Annotated in this window: 17 protein-coding genes; 4 read left to right on the forward strand and 13 right to left on the reverse strand. The window is 69.0% G+C overall.

The window, feature by feature from the left end; genetic code table 11:
* Positions 1-3: 3 nt before the first annotated feature.
* Positions 4-2,340, reverse strand: coding sequence for a hybrid sensor histidine kinase/response regulator (locus tag LV780_RS10810; protein ID WP_407647896.1), 2,337 nt, complete (start codon positions 2,338-2,340; stop codon positions 4-6).
* Between the two features lie 67 nt (positions 2,341-2,407).
* A complete protein-coding gene (locus tag LV780_RS10815) occupies positions 2,408-3,571 on the reverse strand; it encodes an RsmB/NOP family class I SAM-dependent RNA methyltransferase (protein ID WP_101341773.1) in 1,164 nt (387 codons plus the stop codon).
* A gap of 89 nt (positions 3,572-3,660) precedes the next feature.
* On the opposite strand from LV780_RS10815, the gene LV780_RS10820 reads away from it, so the two are divergent.
* Positions 3,661-4,422: a DeoR/GlpR family DNA-binding transcription regulator gene (locus tag LV780_RS10820; RefSeq protein WP_108221030.1), complete on the forward strand. Its 762-nt coding sequence runs from the start codon at positions 3,661-3,663 to the stop codon at positions 4,420-4,422.
* A 9-nt stretch (positions 4,423-4,431) separates the two neighbouring features.
* Here LV780_RS10820 and LV780_RS10825 read toward each other — a convergent pair whose 3' ends face one another.
* Both LV780_RS10825 and LV780_RS10830 read right to left on the reverse strand, forming a co-directional pair.
* A complete protein-coding gene (locus LV780_RS10825) occupies positions 4,432-5,115 on the reverse strand; it encodes an RES family NAD+ phosphorylase (protein WP_108221023.1) in 684 nt (227 codons plus the stop codon).
* Position 5,116: 1 nt separating this feature from the next.
* Positions 5,117-5,533, reverse strand: coding sequence for an antitoxin Xre/MbcA/ParS toxin-binding domain-containing protein (locus LV780_RS10830; protein ID WP_101341771.1), 417 nt, complete (start codon positions 5,531-5,533; stop codon positions 5,117-5,119).
* A gap of 297 nt (positions 5,534-5,830) precedes the next feature.
* Here LV780_RS10830 and LV780_RS10835 point away from each other — a divergent pair, with 297 nt between their 5' ends.
* Positions 5,831-6,916 (forward strand): DUF475 domain-containing protein, encoded by a 1,086-nt coding sequence (locus LV780_RS10835; protein ID WP_101341770.1) that lies wholly within the window; start codon positions 5,831-5,833, stop codon positions 6,914-6,916.
* Between the two features lie 57 nt (positions 6,917-6,973).
* On the opposite strand, the gene LV780_RS10840 is transcribed toward LV780_RS10835, so the two are convergent.
* The 7 genes from LV780_RS10840 to ubiT all read right to left on the reverse strand — a co-directional run bounded on the left by LV780_RS10840 (position 6,974) and on the right by ubiT (position 14,948).
* Positions 6,974-7,135: a hypothetical protein gene (locus LV780_RS10840; protein ID WP_085996619.1), complete on the reverse strand. Its 162-nt coding sequence runs from the start codon at positions 7,133-7,135 to the stop codon at positions 6,974-6,976.
* A gap of 122 nt (positions 7,136-7,257) precedes the next feature.
* A complete protein-coding gene (locus LV780_RS10845) occupies positions 7,258-10,443 on the reverse strand; it encodes an efflux RND transporter permease subunit (protein ID WP_108221022.1) in 3,186 nt (1,061 codons plus the stop codon).
* Positions 10,436-11,401 (reverse strand): efflux RND transporter periplasmic adaptor subunit, encoded by a 966-nt coding sequence (locus LV780_RS10850; protein WP_108221029.1) that lies wholly within the window; start codon positions 11,399-11,401, stop codon positions 10,436-10,438. Before LV780_RS10850 ends, LV780_RS10845 begins: the two co-directional genes overlap by 8 nt.
* A 124-nt stretch (positions 11,402-11,525) precedes the next feature.
* Complete coding sequence (locus LV780_RS10855; RefSeq protein ID WP_108221021.1) at positions 11,526-12,413, reverse strand: cation diffusion facilitator family transporter; 888 nt, start codon at positions 12,411-12,413, stop codon at positions 11,526-11,528.
* A gap of 129 nt (positions 12,414-12,542) precedes the next feature.
* Positions 12,543-13,439, reverse strand: a complete 897-nt coding sequence (ubiV, locus tag LV780_RS10860; RefSeq protein ID WP_101341768.1) for a ubiquinone anaerobic biosynthesis protein UbiV — start codon at positions 13,437-13,439, stop codon at positions 12,543-12,545.
* Between the two features lie 4 nt (positions 13,440-13,443).
* Positions 13,444-14,424, reverse strand: coding sequence for a ubiquinone anaerobic biosynthesis protein UbiU (gene ubiU, locus LV780_RS10865; RefSeq protein ID WP_011909346.1), 981 nt, complete (start codon positions 14,422-14,424; stop codon positions 13,444-13,446).
* Positions 14,424-14,948, reverse strand: a complete 525-nt coding sequence (gene ubiT, locus LV780_RS10870; protein ID WP_011909347.1) for a ubiquinone anaerobic biosynthesis accessory factor UbiT — start codon at positions 14,946-14,948, stop codon at positions 14,424-14,426. The genes ubiU and ubiT overlap by 1 nt, the downstream gene beginning before the upstream one ends.
* A gap of 124 nt (positions 14,949-15,072) precedes the next feature.
* On the opposite strand from ubiT, the gene LV780_RS10875 reads away from it, so the two are divergent.
* Together LV780_RS10875 and LV780_RS10880 are read left to right on the forward strand one after the other, a co-directional pair.
* The gene (locus LV780_RS10875; protein WP_108221020.1) at positions 15,073-16,566 is read left to right on the forward strand and encodes a UbiD family decarboxylase; all 1,494 of its coding nucleotides are present in this window, start codon (positions 15,073-15,075) and stop codon (positions 16,564-16,566) included.
* The gene (locus LV780_RS10880; RefSeq protein WP_101341765.1) at positions 16,563-17,117 is read left to right on the forward strand and encodes a UbiX family flavin prenyltransferase; all 555 of its coding nucleotides are present in this window, start codon (positions 16,563-16,565) and stop codon (positions 17,115-17,117) included. Before LV780_RS10875 ends, LV780_RS10880 begins: the two co-directional genes overlap by 4 nt.
* An 18-nt stretch (positions 17,118-17,135) precedes the next feature.
* Here the strand turns inward: LV780_RS10880 and lhgO are convergent, their stop codons facing one another.
* Together lhgO and LV780_RS10890 are read right to left on the reverse strand one after the other, a co-directional pair.
* The gene (gene lhgO / locus LV780_RS10885; protein WP_011909350.1) at positions 17,136-18,326 is read right to left on the reverse strand and encodes an L-2-hydroxyglutarate oxidase; all 1,191 of its coding nucleotides are present in this window, start codon (positions 18,324-18,326) and stop codon (positions 17,136-17,138) included.
* A gap of 71 nt (positions 18,327-18,397) precedes the next feature.
* Entirely contained in the window at positions 18,398-19,372 is a 975-nt protein-coding gene (locus LV780_RS10890) for an SLAC1 anion channel family protein (protein WP_108221019.1), read from the reverse strand.
* Positions 19,373-19,408: the final 36 nt, after the last annotated feature.

Raw genomic sequence — 19,408 nt, forward strand, 5'->3', positions numbered from 1 at the left:
AACTCAGTGCACCTGCCCCTGCACGGTCGCCGTCAGGTCGTTGAGCGAAAACGGCTTTGGCAGGAACACCGAGTTCGGGATGCGCGCCTGAGATTCCGCCAGGCAGTCCTCGGCATAGCCGGACACGAAGATGACGCGGACGTTCGGCCGCTCGATCAGCGCCTTGCGGACCCAGGTGGGGCCATCCATCCCCGGCATCACCACGTCGGTCACGAAGACATCAACCTCGAGGCCGGGATCTTCGAGCGCGCGAAGGGCATCTTCGGCATTCTCGGCCTCGATCACGGTGTAGCCACGCATCCGCAATGCACGTGATGCGAAGGCGCGAACGGGTGCCTCGTCCTCGACCAGCAGAACCACCCCTTCGCCCCGCCGGAGGCTCGCGGAGTCGACGGGAACAGGCGGCGCGGCCTCTGCCGGGAGGAGTTCCTCGTTGATGGGGAAATAGAGGTGAAAAACACTCCCCCGACCTGGCTCGCTATCGACGAAGATGAAGCCGCCCGACTGCTTCACGATCCCATAGACGGTGGAAAGGCCGAGGCCCGTTCCCTCGCCGGTCCGCTTGGTCGTGAAGAACGGCTCGAAGATCTTCTGCAGCCTGTCAGGCGGGATCCCGACGCCCTCATCCTGCACATGGATCGCGGCATACCGGCCCGGCGGGACCACGGCGCGGTCACGGCGAAGTTCATCGGCAAGGGTCAGGGCCTCGGTCTCGATCCGGATGACGCCGCCCTCCGGCATGGCGTCCCGCGCATTGACGACAAGATTCATCAACACCTGCTCGAGCTGACGCTTGTCGGCCCGGATGGGCCCCAGTTCGGGAGCATGCGCAAGACGAAGTGTCACCCGCTCACCCACCAGTCGGTTGAGAAGATGGGTGAGATCCGCCAGCACTTCCTGCAGTTCGATCCGCTCGGGCTTCAGGGTCTGCTTGCGGGAGAAGGCAAGCAACTGACCCACGAGGCTCGCCGCCCGGTTGGCGTTCTGATGGATCTGCACGAGATCGGCAAATTCCGGATCCTCACGATCGTGACGCAGGAGGAGGAGATCGCAGTGGCCGGAGATCGCCGTAAGCAGGTTGTTGAAGTCATGGGCGATCCCGCCCGCCAACTGACCGATCGCCTGCATCTTCTGACTCTGAACGAACTGGGCCTCGAGCGTCTTGAGGGCGGTGGCATCGTTCAGGACAGCCAGAACCACAGGCCGCCCCTGCTCGACAATGCGACGCAGCGCGATCTGGAGGAACATCTCCTCCTCCGAGCGGCGGAGGCGCAGCACTTCGGCGCCGCCAGGCATCCGCTCTGCCGCCACATCGGCCAGCCAGTCGTTCACGGAGCGCCCGAGCCCCTCGAACAGGTCGGAGAAGATCGGCCGCGCGTCGTGGCCGATGCCCAGCAGATCCCGCGCCGCCCGGTTCGCGATACGCAGGCCCCCATCGCCGCCGAACTTCATCAGACCCACCGGAAGATGCTCGAAATCGGCAAGGCCCGTGTCATTCGCCGGCGTCTCGGGAACCGGCAGGAGATAGATCTCGCGCCGCTCGCCGACGCCCTCGACCTCGGCCAGGATCGCTCGCACGGGGCCGTCGGGCGAGGCCACCTCGACCTCCTCTCCCGAGCGGGGCGCAAGATCCGTGAACACGCGGTCGAGCCGCTTGGGACGCTGCCCCAGGAGACGGCGCATCGCCTCATTGGCAAAAAGGACAACCCCCGTCTTGTTGGCCACCAGCATCGGCAGGCTCAGTCCTTCTGCCCCGCGACCGGCCACCGCGGCCCGATCCTGGAACTCTTCAAGCCGCCAGAGGAAGCGCCCCGGACCGATGCGATGGACCGAAAGACGCACATGCCCGCGCCGTGTCACCACATCCTCGCGCGCGGAGCCCATGTTGGAGGCGCGCGACTGCAAGCGGAACAGGACGGATGCCGGACTTGCGAAATGGTCGCCCAGCGAGGCCACCAGCGTCCCGCCGCTGCGATCGCCGAACCGGGCGGTGGCTGCATGGTTCTGATAGCCGATCTGGCCCAGGGCATCCGTCGTGAAGCAGGGCGCCGCATCCTCGCCGAGGAGGCGGGCGAGACGCAGGTCAAGCCCGCGGTCGCGCAGCCCGTCCCAGAGCGTCAGTCCGTGGGCGATCAGCACGACGCCAAGGAAGGTCATCGCCACCATCGCCGCGCCCAGCTGCATGTTCAGGTCGGAGGCGAACAGGGCGGTGACCACGGCGCCACCGACCACGGCCAGCAAGAGCCAGAGCCGCGATCCGAAGCCTTCCGCTGCCCCGACGAGATCTGCAGCCTGTCTGTTCACTGGCACCCCCTGCGGCCGGATTCGCCTGAGGTTCATTCGGCACAGGAATCGTTAACCGCAGCTTAACCGCTCCCGGGAAAGGACCCCGGATTCGCCGCGAGTTTCAGCCAATTCGCTCCAACAGGTCGAGAAAGAAGCCGTCTCCGCCGTCCAGCGGCGTCAGACGCAGCTGCCGCACCCGCCGCCAGCCGGCGCTTCGCGCGAGGAACGCGTCGGTCTGCAGGCCGTTCTCGCGGCCGAGAAGCGAGCAGGTGGCATAGGCCAGATGCCCACCCGGACGCACGAGGCCCGCCGTCTCGTCGAGGATCCCTGACTGGATCCCGAGCAGGGCCTGCAGACGCTCGGGTGTGAGGCTCCATTTGCCCTCGGGCGCGCGGCGCCAGCTGCCCGAGCCCGAACAGGGCACATCCGCCAGCACGAGATCGAAGGGGCCGTGACGGGCGGGCTCGCCTGGCGCAAGCAGCCGGACATCCACCCCGGCGCGGGCCGCGCGGGCCGGCAGGTCGCGCATCCGGCGCGGATCGGCATCATGGGCCCACAGACGCAGCCGCGCGCGACCGGCCATGGCGAGGCTCTTGCCGCCCCCTCCGGCACAGAAGTCCAGCACCCGTGCGCCCTCCTCCAGCGGCAAGGCCTCCACCACCGCCTGCGAGGCCGCATCCTGAAGCTCCACCAGCCCGTCGCGGTAGGCGGCCGACGTCTGGATCCTGCGGGCGTTCCCGGTGACTTCCAGCGCCGTGTCCGCAAGCGGATGGGGACGCGTCGCGATGCCCTCGGCGGCCAGTCCCGCCGCCACCGCCGGCCGGTCGCCCCGCGCGAGATTGACCCGCAGGAACACCGGCGCCCGATGGCGCAGCGCCTCCATCACCGGGGCAAAGTCGGCCCCGAGGCTCGCTTGCAGATCGGGCGCGAGCCAGTCGGGGCAGTCGAGCGCCTCAAGCTCGGAGGCGGCCTGTGGCGCAAGCTCCGGCCCTTCGGGCGGGGCGGGCGCATGGGCCTCGCCGGTGAAGAGCGCCGCGATCTCCTGACCCGAGGCGCGCAAGCCCCCGAGGATCAGGCCACGCCCCGTCCCGGCGCCCCCCAGCCGCGCGAAGGATCGCCGGCAGCGCAGCGCGTCGAACACCAGATCCCGCACCGCCGCCCGGTCGCCGGAGCCGGCAAACCGGCTTGCCCTTGCCCAGTTGGTCAGGGCCTGCTCGGCCGGCGCGCCGGTCAGGATGCGGTCGAGGATGCCGATGGCGGCGGACAGGCGGGCAGCGGGGGTCATGTCACGGCTCTGGTTCGGGCGGGGCAGCGGAGGCATGACACGGGCCGCCGGGCATGGCAAACAGCATCTGGAACGGCAGCGAGGATGGAATGGCGCTCAACTTTCGGCAGACCGAGATCCTGGAGATCGCCCGCAGCGAGGGGCGGGTGGTGGTCGAGCAGCTCGCCGAGCATTTCGCGGTCACGCTCCAGACGATCCGGCGCGACCTGACCGAGCTGTCCGACGCGGGCCTGCTCGACCGCGTGCATGGCGGGGCGGTGCTGCGCACGGGCGTGTCGAACATCGGCTACGAAGAGCGGCGCCGGATGAACGAGACGGTCAAGGCCGCCATCGGGCGCGCCTGCGCCCGCGCCATCCCGGACAATTCCTCGATGATCATCAACATCGGCACCACGACCGAGGCCGTCGCGCGCGAACTGCTGAACCACCGCAACATCACGGTGGTCACCAACAACATGAACGTGGCGAACATCCTGGTGGCCAACCCCTCGTGCGAGGTCATGGTGGCGGGCGGCCAGTTGCGCCGCTCGGACGGCGGGCTTGTGGGCGATCTCACGATCCAGTTCATCGAGCAGTTCAAGGTGGATTACGCCATCATCGGCACCTCGGCGCTGGACCGTGACGGCGACATGCTCGACTTCGATCTGGCCGAGGTGCGGGTGTCGAAGGCGATCCTGCGCCAGTCGCGTCAGCGGTTCCTCGTGACCGACCACAGCAAGCTCGACCGCAAGGCGCCGGTCCGGCTGGCCTCCCTGGAAGAGCTGGACGCCGTTTTCACCGACCGGCCGCTGCCCGAGGACCTCGGCCGCCGCTGCGAAAGCTGGGAGACGCGGGTGACCGTGGCCGCGTGAGTCCGGCGCCTACAGGGCGTGCAGCGTGCCTTTCGCGAGGTTGTGGATCCGCGAGACCCTCGCCCCGTCCCATTCGAAGGCGAAATGATCGCCCTGGGCGGGCGCGCCGGCCACGTCGGGCCAGAAGAGCGCCACGCATAGGCCCGCAGGCGCGCGGGTGCTGGGGTAGAGGATGCCGGCCGCTCCCTCCTCGCGCAGCCGCGCGCCGAACGCCTGGCTCGTCCGATAGTCCTGCGGATCGAGCAGGTCACCCCTCTCGGGTCCGACCAGCTCAAGCTCGGCGTCGAGACGCCCGACAAGCTGGCGGAAGTCCGAGGTCCAGCCCGGCGCCTCGGCCGTCGCGGCCATGAAGCGCCCGTGGTGATGGGCCACCTCGATCAGCGCCGTCTCGAGCGTTTCAGCCGCGTAATAGACCCCGAAGCTGCCATCCGAAAAGCGGCTCGGCCGGTCGGTCGAGACATGGGTGAAGGGCGCCATCGCCCAGGAGGCGCCCGGCCCCGACACGCGCCGCGCGGGCGGCACGAGATCGAGCCGGCCGAGACTGTCGCGCAGGCGCGGGTTGGTCTTGGCCTCGGCCGAGGCGATCGCCTCCCAGTCGGCGGGATCGGCGATGTCCTCGAACAGGTCGATCGGCGGAAAGCGCGAGCGGATGATCCGGTGCGTCCGGTCCCAGACCACGCGGCGGCGGGGCACCTCACCAGCCCCCGCGCTCGGCGTCGAGATAGCTGCGCACCCGGAGGAGGTCGGTGATCTCGCCCCCCAGCATGACCTGAAGCGCGGTCACGCCGCCGAACGCCGTGTTCGGCCGGCGCACCCAGCCATAGGCCTGTTCCGGCTCGCGGAAGATCAGCCGCAGCGCCTTGTGGATCCCCATCAGCAGCGACAGCCGCGTCTTCTGGTCGCGCGAGATCCGGCCGGGCGTGCCCGCCTTCCAGCGCGCCCAGGTGCGCGGCGACAACTCGCCCAGCAGGATCGAGGCTTCGCGGTCGGAAACATCCCACAGGCGAAAGAGGTTGACGACAGCGCGCGCCATCGCCGCCGCCTCGTCATCGGTGATCCGGGGGCTGCCGGGGTCGGCGGGCGTCTTGCCCAGGGGGCGAAGGGCGAGCATCCAAAATCTCCTTTTGGCAAGAGATATGATGAAATCCGCCATATGGCAAGAACCCGCGCCGCCGCTGTTGCAGATCCCCTTGCAACAAGCGGCCGAAGGATCATATTCGCGCCAGCCCGCAGGACGGGCCGAATCCGGTGACCGGGCCCCTCTGGCGAGAGAATGCGGCGCTCTCGCGATGTCGGCACCCAAAGCGTCAGCTGCCGCCGGGACGCATCTCTCCATCATGTGCCAGATCAATCTCATCCCCTGTCCGGGCGGCCCCGCGTCGTCACGGACCCTCACGGAGTCGGCCGCATGACGTCCGCAGGTCCGAAGAGCACGGTGACCTACTTCACCTGGGCCTTCCTCTTCACCGCCCTCGGCCTCGCGCTCGGGGGCTATCTCGGCTGGGCCACGACCGGCACGATCGAAGGCACGGCCACGATCTTCTTCATCTGCTGCGTGCTGGCGGTGCTCGAGATCTCGCTCTCGTTCGACAATGCGATCGTGAACGCGAACAAGCTGAAGACGATGACCCCGAAGTGGCAGCGCCGCTTCCTCACCTGGGGGATCCTCATCGCGGTCTTCGGGATGCGGATCGTCTTCCCGCTGCTGATCGTGGTGATCGCGGCCAGCCTCGGCCCGTGGGAGGCGGTGAAGCTCGCCGCAACGCAGCCGGCCGAATATTCCCGCATCATGCACGAGGCGCATACGCCGATCGCGGCCTTTGGCGGCACCTTCCTGATGATGGTGGGCCTGACCTACTTCTTCGACCAGGAGAAGGACATCCACTGGGTCCGCTGGATCGAGGAGCAGGCGAGCCGCTATTCCTCGATCCGCGGGGTCGAGGTCGCGGTGGTGCTCTGCGCGGTGCTGGGCTTCTCGCGCCTTCTCGAGGGGGCGGAGCAGCAGGTCTTCCTCAACTCGGCGATCTACGGCCTCCTGACCTTCCTTCTGGTCGAGGTCCTGGGCGGCTTTCTCGACCATCGGCAGCAGGCGCTGGATGCGGCGGCCAAGGGCGGCGTGGGCGCCTTCCTCTATCTCGAGGTGCTGGACGCCTCCTTTTCGTTCGACGGGGTGATCGGGGCCTTTGCGCTCAGCCAGAACCTGTTCGTGATCGCCATCGGCCTCGGGATCGGCGCGATGTATGTCCGCTCGATGACCATCATGCTGGTCGAGCGCGGAACGCTGGCGCAATACCGCTATCTCGAGCACGGCGCCTTCTACGCGATCCTGATCCTGTCGCTGATCATGTATGTCCAGACCCTGACCCACATCCCCGAGGTCATCACGGGGCTCGGCGGCGCCGGCCTGATCGGGATCTCTCTCTGGTCCTCGATCCGCTGGAACCGTCGCCATTCGGGCGAACCGCCGGAGGGCGCGGTGAGCCAGAACCTCTGAGCCGATCCTGTCGGGGGCCGGTGCCGGCCCCCGCCATCGACCTGTCCGAAAGATCCGTCAGAAGCGGTAGGTCACGTGGCTCTCGGCGATCCGAAGCCGTTCCAGCTCTTCCTCGCTCGTGCGGTAGCGCATCCAGGGGGCCTGCGGGCGATCCTCGGTGCGCATTCCCCCCATCAGCCCGATCAGGCTCTGGACAGCGGCGGTGGTCAGGGCAGTCATCTCTTGCTCGTTCTGCTGTTTCACCTGCTCAAAATCTGGTCGGTTTGCGAACGCCGCTCCTTGACGCGCGTCAATGAGCGGGCGGGATGCGACGCCCCGTCTCAGGGCAACGGCCCCGTCCATCAGGTTCGGAAGACGCGGTAGATCGCCGGGATCACCAGCACCGTCAGCAGCGTGGAACTCATCAACCCGAACAGGAGCGAGATGGCGAGCCCCTGGAAGATCGGGTCGGCGAGGATCACCGCCGCTCCGATCATGGCGGCCAGCGCCGTGAGCAGGATCGGCTTGAACCGGATGGCCCCGGCCTCGATCAGCACCTCGAGCCGGTCCTGCGCGGGATCGGCGTGACGGATGAAATCGACCAGCAGGATCGAGTTGCGCACGATGATCCCCGCCAGCGCGATGAAGCCGATCATCGAGGTCGCCGAGAAGGGCGCGCCGAACATCCAGTGCCCCGCCATGATGCCGAGGAAGGTCAGCGGCACCGGCGTCAGCACCACCAGCGGCAGGCGGAAGCTGCCGAACTGCGCCACGACGAGGATGTAGATCCCCAGGAGCGCGATCCCGAAGGCGCCGCCCATGTCGCGGAAGGTGACCCAGGTCACCTCCCACTCGCCATCCCAGAGCAGGACGGGCCGCGACTCGTCCTCGGGCTGGCCGTGCAGCGCGATCACGGGCTTGGTGCCCTCGGGCCAGTCCATCGCCTCGAGCCGGTCGGCCACGGCCAGCATCCCGTAGAGGGGCGCCTCGAAATCGCCGGCCAGCTCGGCCGTCACCATCTCGGCGGCGCGGCCGTTGTGGCGGAAGATCGGCCAGGACGCCCGTTCCTCGGTCACCCGCACCACGTCGCCCAGTTCGACCACGCCGCGCGCACCGGGCAGCAGGTCGGCCGGGATCGGCGTGGACAGGAAGCGTTCGTCCAGCACCCGGTCGCCCTTGGGGCGCGCGAGCAGGATCGGCACCGGATGCCGCCCCTCGCCACGGTGGGAATAGCCCACCACGCTTTCGCCGTTCAGCAGGCGGATCGTGTCGAAGACATCGGATTCCTGCACCGAGAAGAACTCCAGATCGTCGGGCTCGATGGCGGCCCTGAGCCGCAAGGGCGGGGCACCAAAGCTGTCGTCCACATCGACGATGAAGGGGACGTCCTCGAAGGCTTCGCGGATGCGGGCCGCCGCCTCGCGCCGCGCCTCGGGCGTGGGGCCATAGACCTCGGCCAGCAGCGTCGCGATGACGGGCGGGCCCGGCGGCGGCTCGACCGTCTTCAGCACCGTCCCCTCGGGCACCGGCACCGCCCTCAGCCGCTCGCGGATCTCGAGCGCGATCTCATGGCTCTCACGGTCGCGGGCGTCCTTGGGGGCGAGGTTCACCTGCAGATCGCCCTCATGCGGGCGCCCGCGCAGGTAGTAGTGCCGCACCAGCCCGTTGAAGTTGAAGGGCGCCGCCGTTCCGGCATGGGTCTGGACCGAGATCACCTCGGGCAGGTCCAGCACCGCCCGCGCCACATCCTGCGCGACGCGGTCGGTGGCCTCGACCGAGGCGCCCTCGGGCAGGTCGATCACCACGGCGAGTTCCGACTTGTTGTCGAAGGGCAGAAGCTTGACCGTCACATGCTGCGTGTAAAGCAGGCCCATCGAGCCGAAGGACACGACCACCGTCACCAGCAGGAACAGCAGCGCTCGCCCCTTGGTCTTCAGCACCGGACGCGCCACGGCGGTGTAGAGACGCCCCAGCCGGCCCCCGGGCGTCGCATGATCATGGACCGGCGCCCGGCCCGCGATCTTCAGCATCAGCCAGGGCGTTATGATGACCGCCACGAAGAAGGAAAAGATCATCGCCGCCGAAGCGTTGGCCGGGATCGGGCTCATGTAGGGCCCCATCAGCCCCGAGACGAAGAGCATCGGCAACAGCGCCGCGACCACGGTGAGGGTCGCGACGATGGTCGGGTTGCCCACCTCGGCCACCGCCTCGATCGCCGCCTCGGCGCGGGGCTTCGCGCGGTCAAGCCCCCAGTGCCGGGCGATGTTCTCGATCACCACGATGGCATCATCCACCAGGATGCCGATCGAGAAGATCAGCGCGAACAGCGACACCCGGTTCAGCGTGTAGCCCATGAGCCAGGCCGCCGCGAGCGTGAGCAGGATCGTGACGGGGATCACGATGGCCACCACCATCGCCTCGCGCCAGCCGATCGCGATCCAGACCAGCGCGATGATCGAGATCGTGGCCAGCCCGAGGTGGAAGAGAAGCTCGTTCGCCTTCTCGTTCGCCGTCTCGCCATAGTCGCGGGTGACGATGACCTGCATGCTGTCCGGGATGAGACGGCCCTCCAGCGCCTCGATCCGATGCAGCACCGCCTCGCCCACCACCACGGCGTTGGCGCCCGCCCGCTTGGCGATGGCGAGCGTGACGGCCGGGGTGCGGACGATCCCGCCAACCTCGCCGCGGGTGACATGCGAGACCAGCGCCTCGGTCATGTCCGACACCATCTCGACCACCGCCACGTCGCCCACATAGACCGGGCGGCCGTCGCGCGTGGTCAGCAGAAGGTTCGCGATCTCGGCCGGCGAGGTCAGCGTCCGGCCCGCGATCAGCGCGACCTGCTGGCCCTCCTGCCGCAGAAGACCCGCATCCTGCGCCGCATTGGCTCCGCCCACCTTCGCCGCAAGGCTCTGGAGCGTCACTCCGAAGAGCGCGAGCTTCTCGGGATCGGGCGCCACGCGGATCGCCTCGGGCGTCTCGCCCACGAGGTAGGTGAGACCGACATTCTCGACCTTGGCCACCTCGGTCCGAAGCTCGCGCGCGACGCGGGTGAGATCGTTCGCCGTCACCTCGGGGGCAGAGGGCACCAGCGTCAGCGACAGGATCGCCACATCGTCGATGCCCCGGCCCACGATCAGCGGCTCGGCGATGCCTCGGGGGATGCGATCCATGTTGGCGCGCACCTTGTCATGCACGCGCAGCACGGCCGCATCCGATGAGGTGCCCACCACGAAGCGCGCCGTGACCATCGCCTGATCGTCGGATGTCTGGGAATAGACATGCTCGACCCCGTCAATGGCCTTGACGATGGTCTCGAGCGGCTCGGTCACCAGCTTGACCGCATCCTCGGCCCGAAGCCCCGGCGCCTGCACATGGATATCGACCATCGGCACCGAGATCTGCGGCTCTTCCTCGCGCGGGAGCGAGACGAGCGCCACGAGCCCCACGGCCAGCGCCGCGAGGATGAAGAGCGGGGTCAGGGACGAGCCGATGAAGGAGCGGGTGAGATGGCCGGCAAGGCCGAGCGGCGGGCGGCGGTCACTCATCGGACGACACCACCTCGTCGCCGGGCCGGAGGCCCGAGAGGACCTCGACCATCGCCCCCCCCTCCGCCTCGTGGCGCTGGCCGATCACCACCGTCCGCTCGACCGACCCGCCCTCGCCCGCCACCGTGACGAAATCGAGCCCCGCCCGCCGTGAAACGGCAGCTTCGGGCACCAGAAGCGCCTCGCGCGTGCCCACCGGCAGCCGCACCAGCACGCGGGCCTCGACGAACCGCTCGGACAGGCCCGGCACCTCGACGTCGGCGATCACCCGGCCGTTCTCGATCAGCGGATAGAGCCGGGCCAGCCGCCCCTCCTGCGGACCTTCCGCCCCTTCGATCACGATGGCGTCGCCCTCCTGCAGCGCCCCCGCATGGCGTTCGGGCACCGCAAGCCGCAGGAAGAAGCCGCCACCGCCGATCGAGGCGATCTCCTCTCCGGCCAGCACCACCGCACCCGCGGCCGCCGGCACGTTCAGCACGAGGCCCGACAGGGGCGCCAGCACCCGGCCCTCGGCGGCCTGCTGTTCCAGCACCTTGCGCTCGGCCTCGTTCGCCGCGATCCGGCCCGACATCACCTGAACCTGCGTCCGAAGCGCGTCCGACTGCTGCGACGTCGAAACCCCGCGGGCCAGCAGGTCCTCGACCCGCCCCAGTTCGGTGCGCGCGTTGGCCAGCTCGGCCTCGAGCGCGGCGCGCTGCGCATCGACGGCGGCGAGCTGGAAGCCGATCTTCTCGTCCACCACCTCGGCCAGCACCTGCCCCGCCTCCACCCTGTCGCCCTCGGCGACCGAGAGGGACACCAGCGTTCCGCCCAGCCGCGCGCGCGCGGCGATCCGGTCGCGCGCCTCGATCCGCCCATACACCGCCTTCCAGTCGGTCACGGGAACGGGCCGGAGCGGCTCAGCCAGCGTCTGGAGGGGAAGAAGCGACAGGAGCGCCGCGAGGATCAGGCGTGTCATGGCGGATGTCCGATGCAGGGCCGCGGGCGGCATTTCATATTCCTGTTGTGGAATATAACAATCGCCGTGGCCATTCAAGGCGCGCGGGATGAAATGCCGGATGAGAGGACCGCCCCGGCAGCGATCAGATCACAACGACGCCGTTGTGCTTGGCCTTGTGCTCGGGCTCGACGTGGATGCTGACACGGCTGTTCGGGATCAACAGATGCAGGGCATCCTCGATCCGGTCGCAGATCTCGTGCGCCGCGGCGACGGTCGTCTCGCCCGTCACGACAAGGTGAAAGTCGATGAAGGTCGCCTGCCCGGCATGGCGCGTCCGCAGGTCATGCGCCTCGACCGCGCCTACCGCCTCCCGCGAGATCACCTCGCGCACGCGCGCCAGCAGCTCGTCCGAAACCGACTCGTCCATGAGGCCGCTGACCGAGGCCGAGACCACGACCCAGCCCGACCAGAGCACGTTGACCGCCACCAGCGCGGCCAGCGCCGGATCGAGCCACGACCAGCCCGAGAGGATCGCCGCCAGAACGCCGACCGTAACGCCCACCGAAGACACGACATCGGCCAGAAGATGCCGGCCATCCGCCACCAGCGCCGGCGAGTGCAGCCGCCTCCCGCGCGAGATCAGCACCCAACTCCAGAGCGCGTTGAGCACGGTGGCGGCGCCGTTCACCATCAGCCCCTCGACCGGCGCCACCAGCGGCCGGGGATCGAGGAAGCCCAGCGTCGCCTCGCGCAGGATCAGAAGCGCCGCCACGATGATCATGGCGCCTTCCAGCACGGCGCTCAGGAACTCGGCCTTGTGGTGGCCGTAGGGGTGGTTGGCGTCGGCCGGGATCGCCGCCACGCGGATCGCCACCAGCGCCACCCCGGCGGCGGCCACGTTCACGATGCTCTCCATCGCGTCCGACAGAAGCGCGATCGAACCGGTCATCCACCAGGCGAGCGTCTTCAGGCCGAGGACCACGGTCCCGACGAGCAGGCTGCCCAACGCAAGCTTGAGGGTCTGGGACATGGCCGGCTCCGGGAGGCGCTGGAGGGCACGACGCGGAAACGATGCGGCCGCCCGTTGCAGGCGGCCGCTCTAGCAGGATTCGCCCGGATCAGGCAAGTGCCTGATCCGGCTTGAGAATGTGTCGCAATCTCAGGCGTCGACCCATTCGGCGCCCGCACGGGCGTGAAGGTATCCGTTGGCCAGCTGCCCGCCCGGCGCCACGGCCCGCGCCGCGGCCTCGAGCGCATCGGTGTTGGCCCCGGCCTTCACGGCCTCATCGAAGGCGCGCGCCAGCCCCACCATGTCGCCGGTGTGCGGCGAGAGGCGAAGGGCCGAGACACCCGCCGCAAGGAGGCCGGGGATCTCGCGCCCGACGAACGAGGTCGCGCAGGACAGCGTCTGCACCCCGTTCACCGCGAGGAACCGCTCGCCGTCGAGCGTATCCACCTCGCGTCCGTCGGGATCGGCGTTGCAGATGAACTGGCAGCTGTCCTTGATCCGGTCATGCAGCCGCGCATGGTAGCAGCGGCCCGAGATGGCGAGCGGCTGGCGCCCGAAGCCCCAGACCTCGACCGCGACACCCCGCTCCTTGCCGGCCTGCGCAAGGGTCGCCACCGATTCCATCGGCAGCTCGTTCGGCAGGCAGATGCGCCTGGCCCCGCGGGCGGCCAGCCAGTCGAGCGTGCCCACGTTGTAGCAGTTGATCAGCGGGCTCACCGAGAAGGGCGCGCCTTCGGGAACGTAGGCCAGCGCCGTCAGGTCGGCGATCTCGATGCCCACGCCCGCGTCGATCAGTTCCTCGGTCAACGTCCGCTCGCGCTTGAGCGTGACGAGGGCCAGAGACGAGAGCCAGACCTCCTTGCCCGCCGCGCGCAGACGCTCGACCGCCACGGGGATCTCGCCCTGCCAGAAGGGCAGCCGCTTCGAGCAGACCACTTCGCCCAGCACGACGCGGGCGACGGGCGCCTCGTCGGCGATCTTCGCGTAGAAGTCGCGCACGCGCTCGGCTTCCCAGAAGAAGAGGTTCGGTCCGAGTGTGAGATCCATGGCCTTACCTCCAGGTCTTGGCATAGGCGCCCGTCGTGGTCGCCTGCCCTTCCGAGAGCGCGGCCAGCGCCCCCTGCGGCATCGGCTGGCCCGCGGCCAGCGCATCGACGGCGGCGCGGAAGCTGCGCACCACCTGCGCGACGTAGGACCGCGAGCGTTGCCGCCCCTCGATCTTCAGCGCGGTGACGCCCGCCTTGGCGAGCTGGGGCAGGATGTCCTGCGCGTTGAGGCTGACCGCATCCTCGAAGATGTGGCCCACCTGATCGCCCGAGGTGAAGCAGCCCTTGCAGAGCGTCGGATAGGGCGCGGGCTGGTCCTTGCCGACGCGGTGGATGGTGAAGTCGCCGAGGCGCGCGGCGAGCTGGTCGCCCTCCTCGACATATTCCACTTCGGTCGCGGGCGAGCAGACGCCGTTCATGTTCGGCGACTTTCCGGTGGCGTAGGACGAGAGCGAGCAGCGCCCCTCGGCCATGACGCAGAGGCCGCCGAAGACGAAGACCTCGGTCTCGACCTCGGGCGTCTCGCGGTTGATCGCGGCGATCTCGGCCACGGTCAGCACGCGCGGCAGGACCACGCGCTTCACGCCGAACTCGCGGTTGTAGAAGTTGATGATGTCGGGGTTGGCGGCGGCCGCCTGCACCGACAGGTGCCGGCGCAGGTTCGGATGGTTCTTCGCGGCGTAGGCCAGGAGGCCCATGTCGGCGAGGATCACAGCATCCGCGCCCGCCGCCTCGGTGGCGGCGATGTTGCGGTGCCACAGGGATTCGTCGCCCGCCCGCGGGAAGGTGTTGATCGCGACGAGCACCTTGGCTCCGTGGCGATGGGCGAAGGCCACGCCCTCGGCCAGTTCCTTCGGCGAGAAGTTCAGGCCGGGAAAGTTGCGGGCGTTCGTCTCATCGGCAAAGCCGCAATAGACGGAATGGGCACCGGCTTCCACGGCGGCGCGCAGCGCGGCGGGGGTGCCGGCAGGGCAGACGAGTTCCATCAGATCACTCCGGAGGCGCGGCGCAGGGCCACGCCGGTTTGACGTTCAAGGGCGGCCGCGACGGGGGCCAGCGCGCGCGCAAGCGGCGGCGCCACATGCTGGATCTCTTCCAGCAGGTCGAGTTCGGCATTGTCGATGGCGTTTCTCAGCGCCAGCGCCGCCGCCGTGTCGCCCGCGATCACCAGATCGCGCGAGAAGAAGAGCGCGTCCCCGTCCACCGCCCCGTGGACGAGCGCAAGCAACGCCGAGAGCTTGCCCGCGATGCGGCAGTCGGCTCCGCTCGCGTCCTTCTGCAGCCGGATGCGGGGTTGGCCCGCAGGCAGGGTGAGAATCATCACCACCGGCAGGTCGGTCGGGTCGAGCGCAAAGCTTGCGTTCGCATGAACCCCCAGACGGCTGATGATTTCAGGGTGGCGCGCGGCGATGCGGCGGGCGAGCAGCGTCAGCGCGACGGAGGCCGGCGGCTTCGGCAAAAGCCCCACCAGCCGCGAAAGCGGCGGGGCGAGCGTGGGCAGACTGGTCATGGCACACCTGTTCCGATCGGATCGGTGCCTGCTCTAACATCCATGCCGCAGGTCCATATTGATGTAGGTCAAGCAATTGATCCGGTTGCGCTGCTAGGCCGCAAGGCCAGACAAGTGAGGTTTCATGCGCAGCCTGCCCATCTTCCCGGATCTCCGGGCCTTTCTCGACTGGTGCGCCCGAAAGGGCGACCTGACCCGGATCGCCGAGCCGGTCTCGCTGCGGCATGAAACCACAGCCGTGGCCTCGAAGGTTCTGCGCGGCGGCGGCCCGGTGCTGCGGTTCGAGGCGTTGCGCGACACGTCGGCGACCATGCCGCTCGTGGCCAACCTCTTCGGCACGCGCGAGCGGGTGGCCGCGGGGCTGGGGCTGGCGCTCGATCAGATTCCCGAACTGGGAGCGTTCCTTGCGGCGCTGCGCGCCCCGGCCCCGGTTGCGGGGATGCGCGACGCGCTCTCGCGCTGGCCGCAGCTTCAGGCCGCGCTCAACACCCGCGCCAAGCTCGTGCGCTCGGCCGAGGCTCAGGAGGTGGTGCACGAAGGGCCCGCCGCCGATCTCGGCATGATCCCCGTCCCGACCTGCTGGCCGGGCGACGCGGGGCCCCTCGTGACATGGCCGGTCGTGCTGACACGGCCGCACGGCACGGCGATGGACGAGACGCTCCACTACAACGCCGGCGTCTATCGCGCGCAGGTCATCGGGCGGGATCGGCTGATCATGCGCTGGCTCGCCCATCGCGGCGGCGCGGGGCACTACCGCACATGGATGCGGGCGGGCGAGCCGATGCCCGTGGCGCTGGCGCTCGGCTGCGATCCGGCGCTGCTTCTGTCGGCGGCCCTGCCGCTGCCCGAGCAGGTCTCGGAGCTGACCTTCTCCGGCGTCCTGCGCGGGGCGCGCACGCCCCTCGTGCCGGCGCGGACCGTGCCGCTTCTGGTGCCCGCGACGGCCGAGATCGTGATCGAGGGCTGGGTGCATCCCGGCGACATGGCCCCAGAGGGCCCCTTCGGCGATCATACCGGCTATTACAACTCGGTCGAGGATTTCCCGGTGCTGCGGGTCTCGGCCATCACCCACCGCAAGGATCCGCTCTACCTCACCACACACACGGGCCGCCCGCCGGACGAGCCCTCGGTCATCGGCGAGGTGTTCAACGACCTCGCCATGCCGGTCTTCCGCCAGCAGATCCCCGAGGTGAAGGATCTCTACCTGCCGCCGGCCGCCTGCTCCTACCGCATCGCCATCGTCGCGATCGACAAGCGGTATCCGGGCCAGGCGCGCCGGGTGATGCTGGCGCTCTGGGGGATGCTGGCGCAATTCTCCTACACCAAGATGGTGATCGTGGTGGATGGCGACATCAACCCGCGCGACTGGGACGATGTGGCCTGGGCGATGGCGACGCGGATGGACCCCTCGCGCGACGTGGTGATCCTCGACAAGACGCCGATGGATTACCTCGACTTCGCTTCGCCCGAGCCGGGACTCGCGGGCAAGATCGGCATCGACGCCACCAACAAGATCGGCCCCGAGACCCATCGCGAATGGGGCGAGGTGATGGCGCAGTCGCCCGAGGCCGAGGCCTTCGCCGACAAGCTGATCGCGAAGCTGAGGATCAGGGCATGAGGGTCGTCCTCGGCGTTTCGGGCGCATCGGGCGCGGCACTGGCCGCTGCCTGCGCGCGGCATCTGGCCGCCCTGGGCGCCGAGATCGACCTCGTGATCTCGAAGGCGGGCGAGCGGACCCTGGTCGAGGAGATCGGCCCCGAGGCCGCCGACGCGTTGCGCGCAGCCTGCACCCGCGTCCACGGGATCATGAACGTGGGCGCGGCCATCGCCTCGGGCTCGGCCCCGGTGGCGGGGATGATCGTGGCGCCCTGCTCGATGCGCTCGCTTGCGGCCATCGCCCACGGGCTCGATGACAACCTGCTCACGCGCGCGGCCTCGGTGCAGCTGAAGGAGCGGCGGCGGCTCGTGCTGCTGGCCCGCGAGAGCCCGCTCACGCTGGCCCACCTGCGCAACATGACGGCCGTGACCGAGATGGGCGGAATCGTGGCCCCGCCGGTGCCGGCCTTCTACCTCAGGCCCGAGGATCTTGCGGCGGTGGTCGAGCAGATCGCCGCGCGGGCGGTGGATCTGCTGGGCCTCGGGCGGCCGCAGGCGCGGGCCTGGGAATAGGTCCGCGCCGCCCGGCGCTCAGGCAAGCAGCTGGTCCACGATATGTTCGGCGATGGGCAGCGCCGAAGTGGCCGCCGGTGAGGGCGCGTTGCAGACATGAAGCGCGTGGCGCGTGCGGACGAAGACGAAATCGTCGATCATGCGCCCGTCCGCTCCCACCGCCTGCGCCCGCACCCCGGCCCGGTAGGGTGCCAGATCCTGCAGCCGGATCCGGTCGCAGTATTTGTGCACCTTGCGCAGATAGAGCTGGCGGACCAGCGAGGCCGAGAGTTCCTCGGCCGCCGCCCCCGCGTTGCGGCGCATGAGCTTCCAGAAGCCCTTGTAGCTCAGGCTGTCGGCCAGATCCTTCACCGAGATGATGCCGTTCGTGTAGCCCTCGCGCGCCATGGCGAGCACGGCGTTCGGCCCCACGGTGAAGCCCCCGTTCATCTTGCGGGTCAGATGGACGCCCAGGAAGGGCCGCGCCGGATCGGGCACGGGATAGATCAGATGCCGGACCAGATCCTCGGGCTGGTTGCGGATCGCGAAATACTCGCCGCGGAAGGGCACGATGCGGAAGTCGAGGCTCGCGCCAAAGGCCCGCGCCAGCCGGTCGGCATGAAGGCCGCCGCAGAACACCGCCTTGCCGGCCGAGAACTCGCCCTCATTGGTCTCGAGCCGCACCCCCGCCTCGGATTCGGCGCCGCCCAGCACCTCGGTGTCGAGCCGGATCTCGCCGCCACGGTCGCGGAACAGCTCGGCCATCCGCTCGGCCACGCGGCCGTAATCGACGATGCCGGTCGAAGGCGACAGAAGCGCCCCCACCGCCTTGATGTTCGGCTCGAGCCTCCGCGCCTCCTCGCCCGAGAGCCTCTCGATGACGATGCCGTTGGCCCGTGCCCGCGTCTCGAGCGCGCCCATCCGCTCAAGCTCGGCGGCGTCGGTGGCCACGATCAGCTTGCCGCAGATCCGGTAGGGGATGCCGTGCTCGTCGCAAAAGGCCTTGGTCGCGGACACGCCACGGGCGCAGAAGCGGGCCTTGTGGCTGCCGGGCGCGTAATAGACCCCCGCATGGATCACGCCCGAATTGCGGCCCGACTGGTGGCGGGCCACGGCGGGCTCCTTCTCGAGCACCGTGATCCGCGCGCCGGGATGCAGGGACTGAAGGCGGAGCGCGGTGGCGAGGCCCACGATGCCGCCGCCGGTGATGACAAAATCGCTGCTGGTCAAAATGACTTTCTCCGGGATGAACTGCCGCCATTTCAGCGCAGGTCACCCCGTCTGCACAAGCCCGCGATGCATCATTCCGCGATGCAGATCTCGTTTCGCCAGATGCCGAGCCCGGTGCGCAGGACAAGCGCCGAGACGACCAGCACCAGAAGCCCGAGAAGCCCCGTGCCGATCCAGAGATGCGCCTCGGATCCCACGGCCAAGGCATGGGCGAAGCTTGCGATGGTCAGCGCCGCCAGCGGGAACGAGAGGGCCCACCAGCTCATGGCGAAGGGCATCTTCAGGAATTTCGCGGCCTGCGTCACCACGATGGCGGCAAAGACATAGGCAACCGAGAGCAGGATGTGGCCAAAGGCTCCTCCCTCCCCCGCAAGCCGGAGCCAGGCGAGGTAGGAGACCGCGGGCGGCGCCACGAGGATCATCAGCGTGGGCACCATCTTGCCGGGCAGCGGATCGTGGAACATCAGCCGGTTCATCACCAGCGTCAGCAGCACGATCCAGAACAGCAGCCCGCCGGAAAAGAACAGCCAGGCGATCTCGACATGGCCGAGGGGCACGCCCGCGATCGGAACGATGACATTGCCCACGGCCGGGATGAACCAGGCGGGGGTCAACTGTCCGGGCTGGAACGGCCGATGTCCGATCCAGGCGCTGATGACCGACAGCGCGAGCCCGCCCTGCAGGACCGCCCCGGCCATCCAGACCCAGCGCGCGATCTCGGGCGCGCGCTCGAGCAGGGCGACCGACGCGAGCAGCAGCGAAATCGAGATGGCCGGGAAGAAGGCGATGCGGACCGGATGGTGCCACTCGGCCGAGACCGCCCCCGGATGGAGCAGAAGCTTGAGCAGATAGAAGAAGGAAACAAGCCCGATCATCCCCAGCGACAGGCCGAGAACGAAGGTCGAGACCTCGGCCCCGCGCCCATGGGCAAGCTCGGCCGCATGAAGCGCGATGGTCAGGCCCAGCATCCCCATCCCCACCGCAAAGAAGGTCACGGGGAAATGGGCGAGCCGCCCTTCGACGGGATGTGCCTCGACAGAACTCATGCGACTCGCTCCTACATATTCGATACGGTGAATGTG

The organism is Cereibacter azotoformans (genome assembly GCF_021391315.1).
Lineage (GTDB): Bacteria > Pseudomonadota > Alphaproteobacteria > Rhodobacterales > Rhodobacteraceae > Cereibacter_A > Cereibacter_A azotoformans.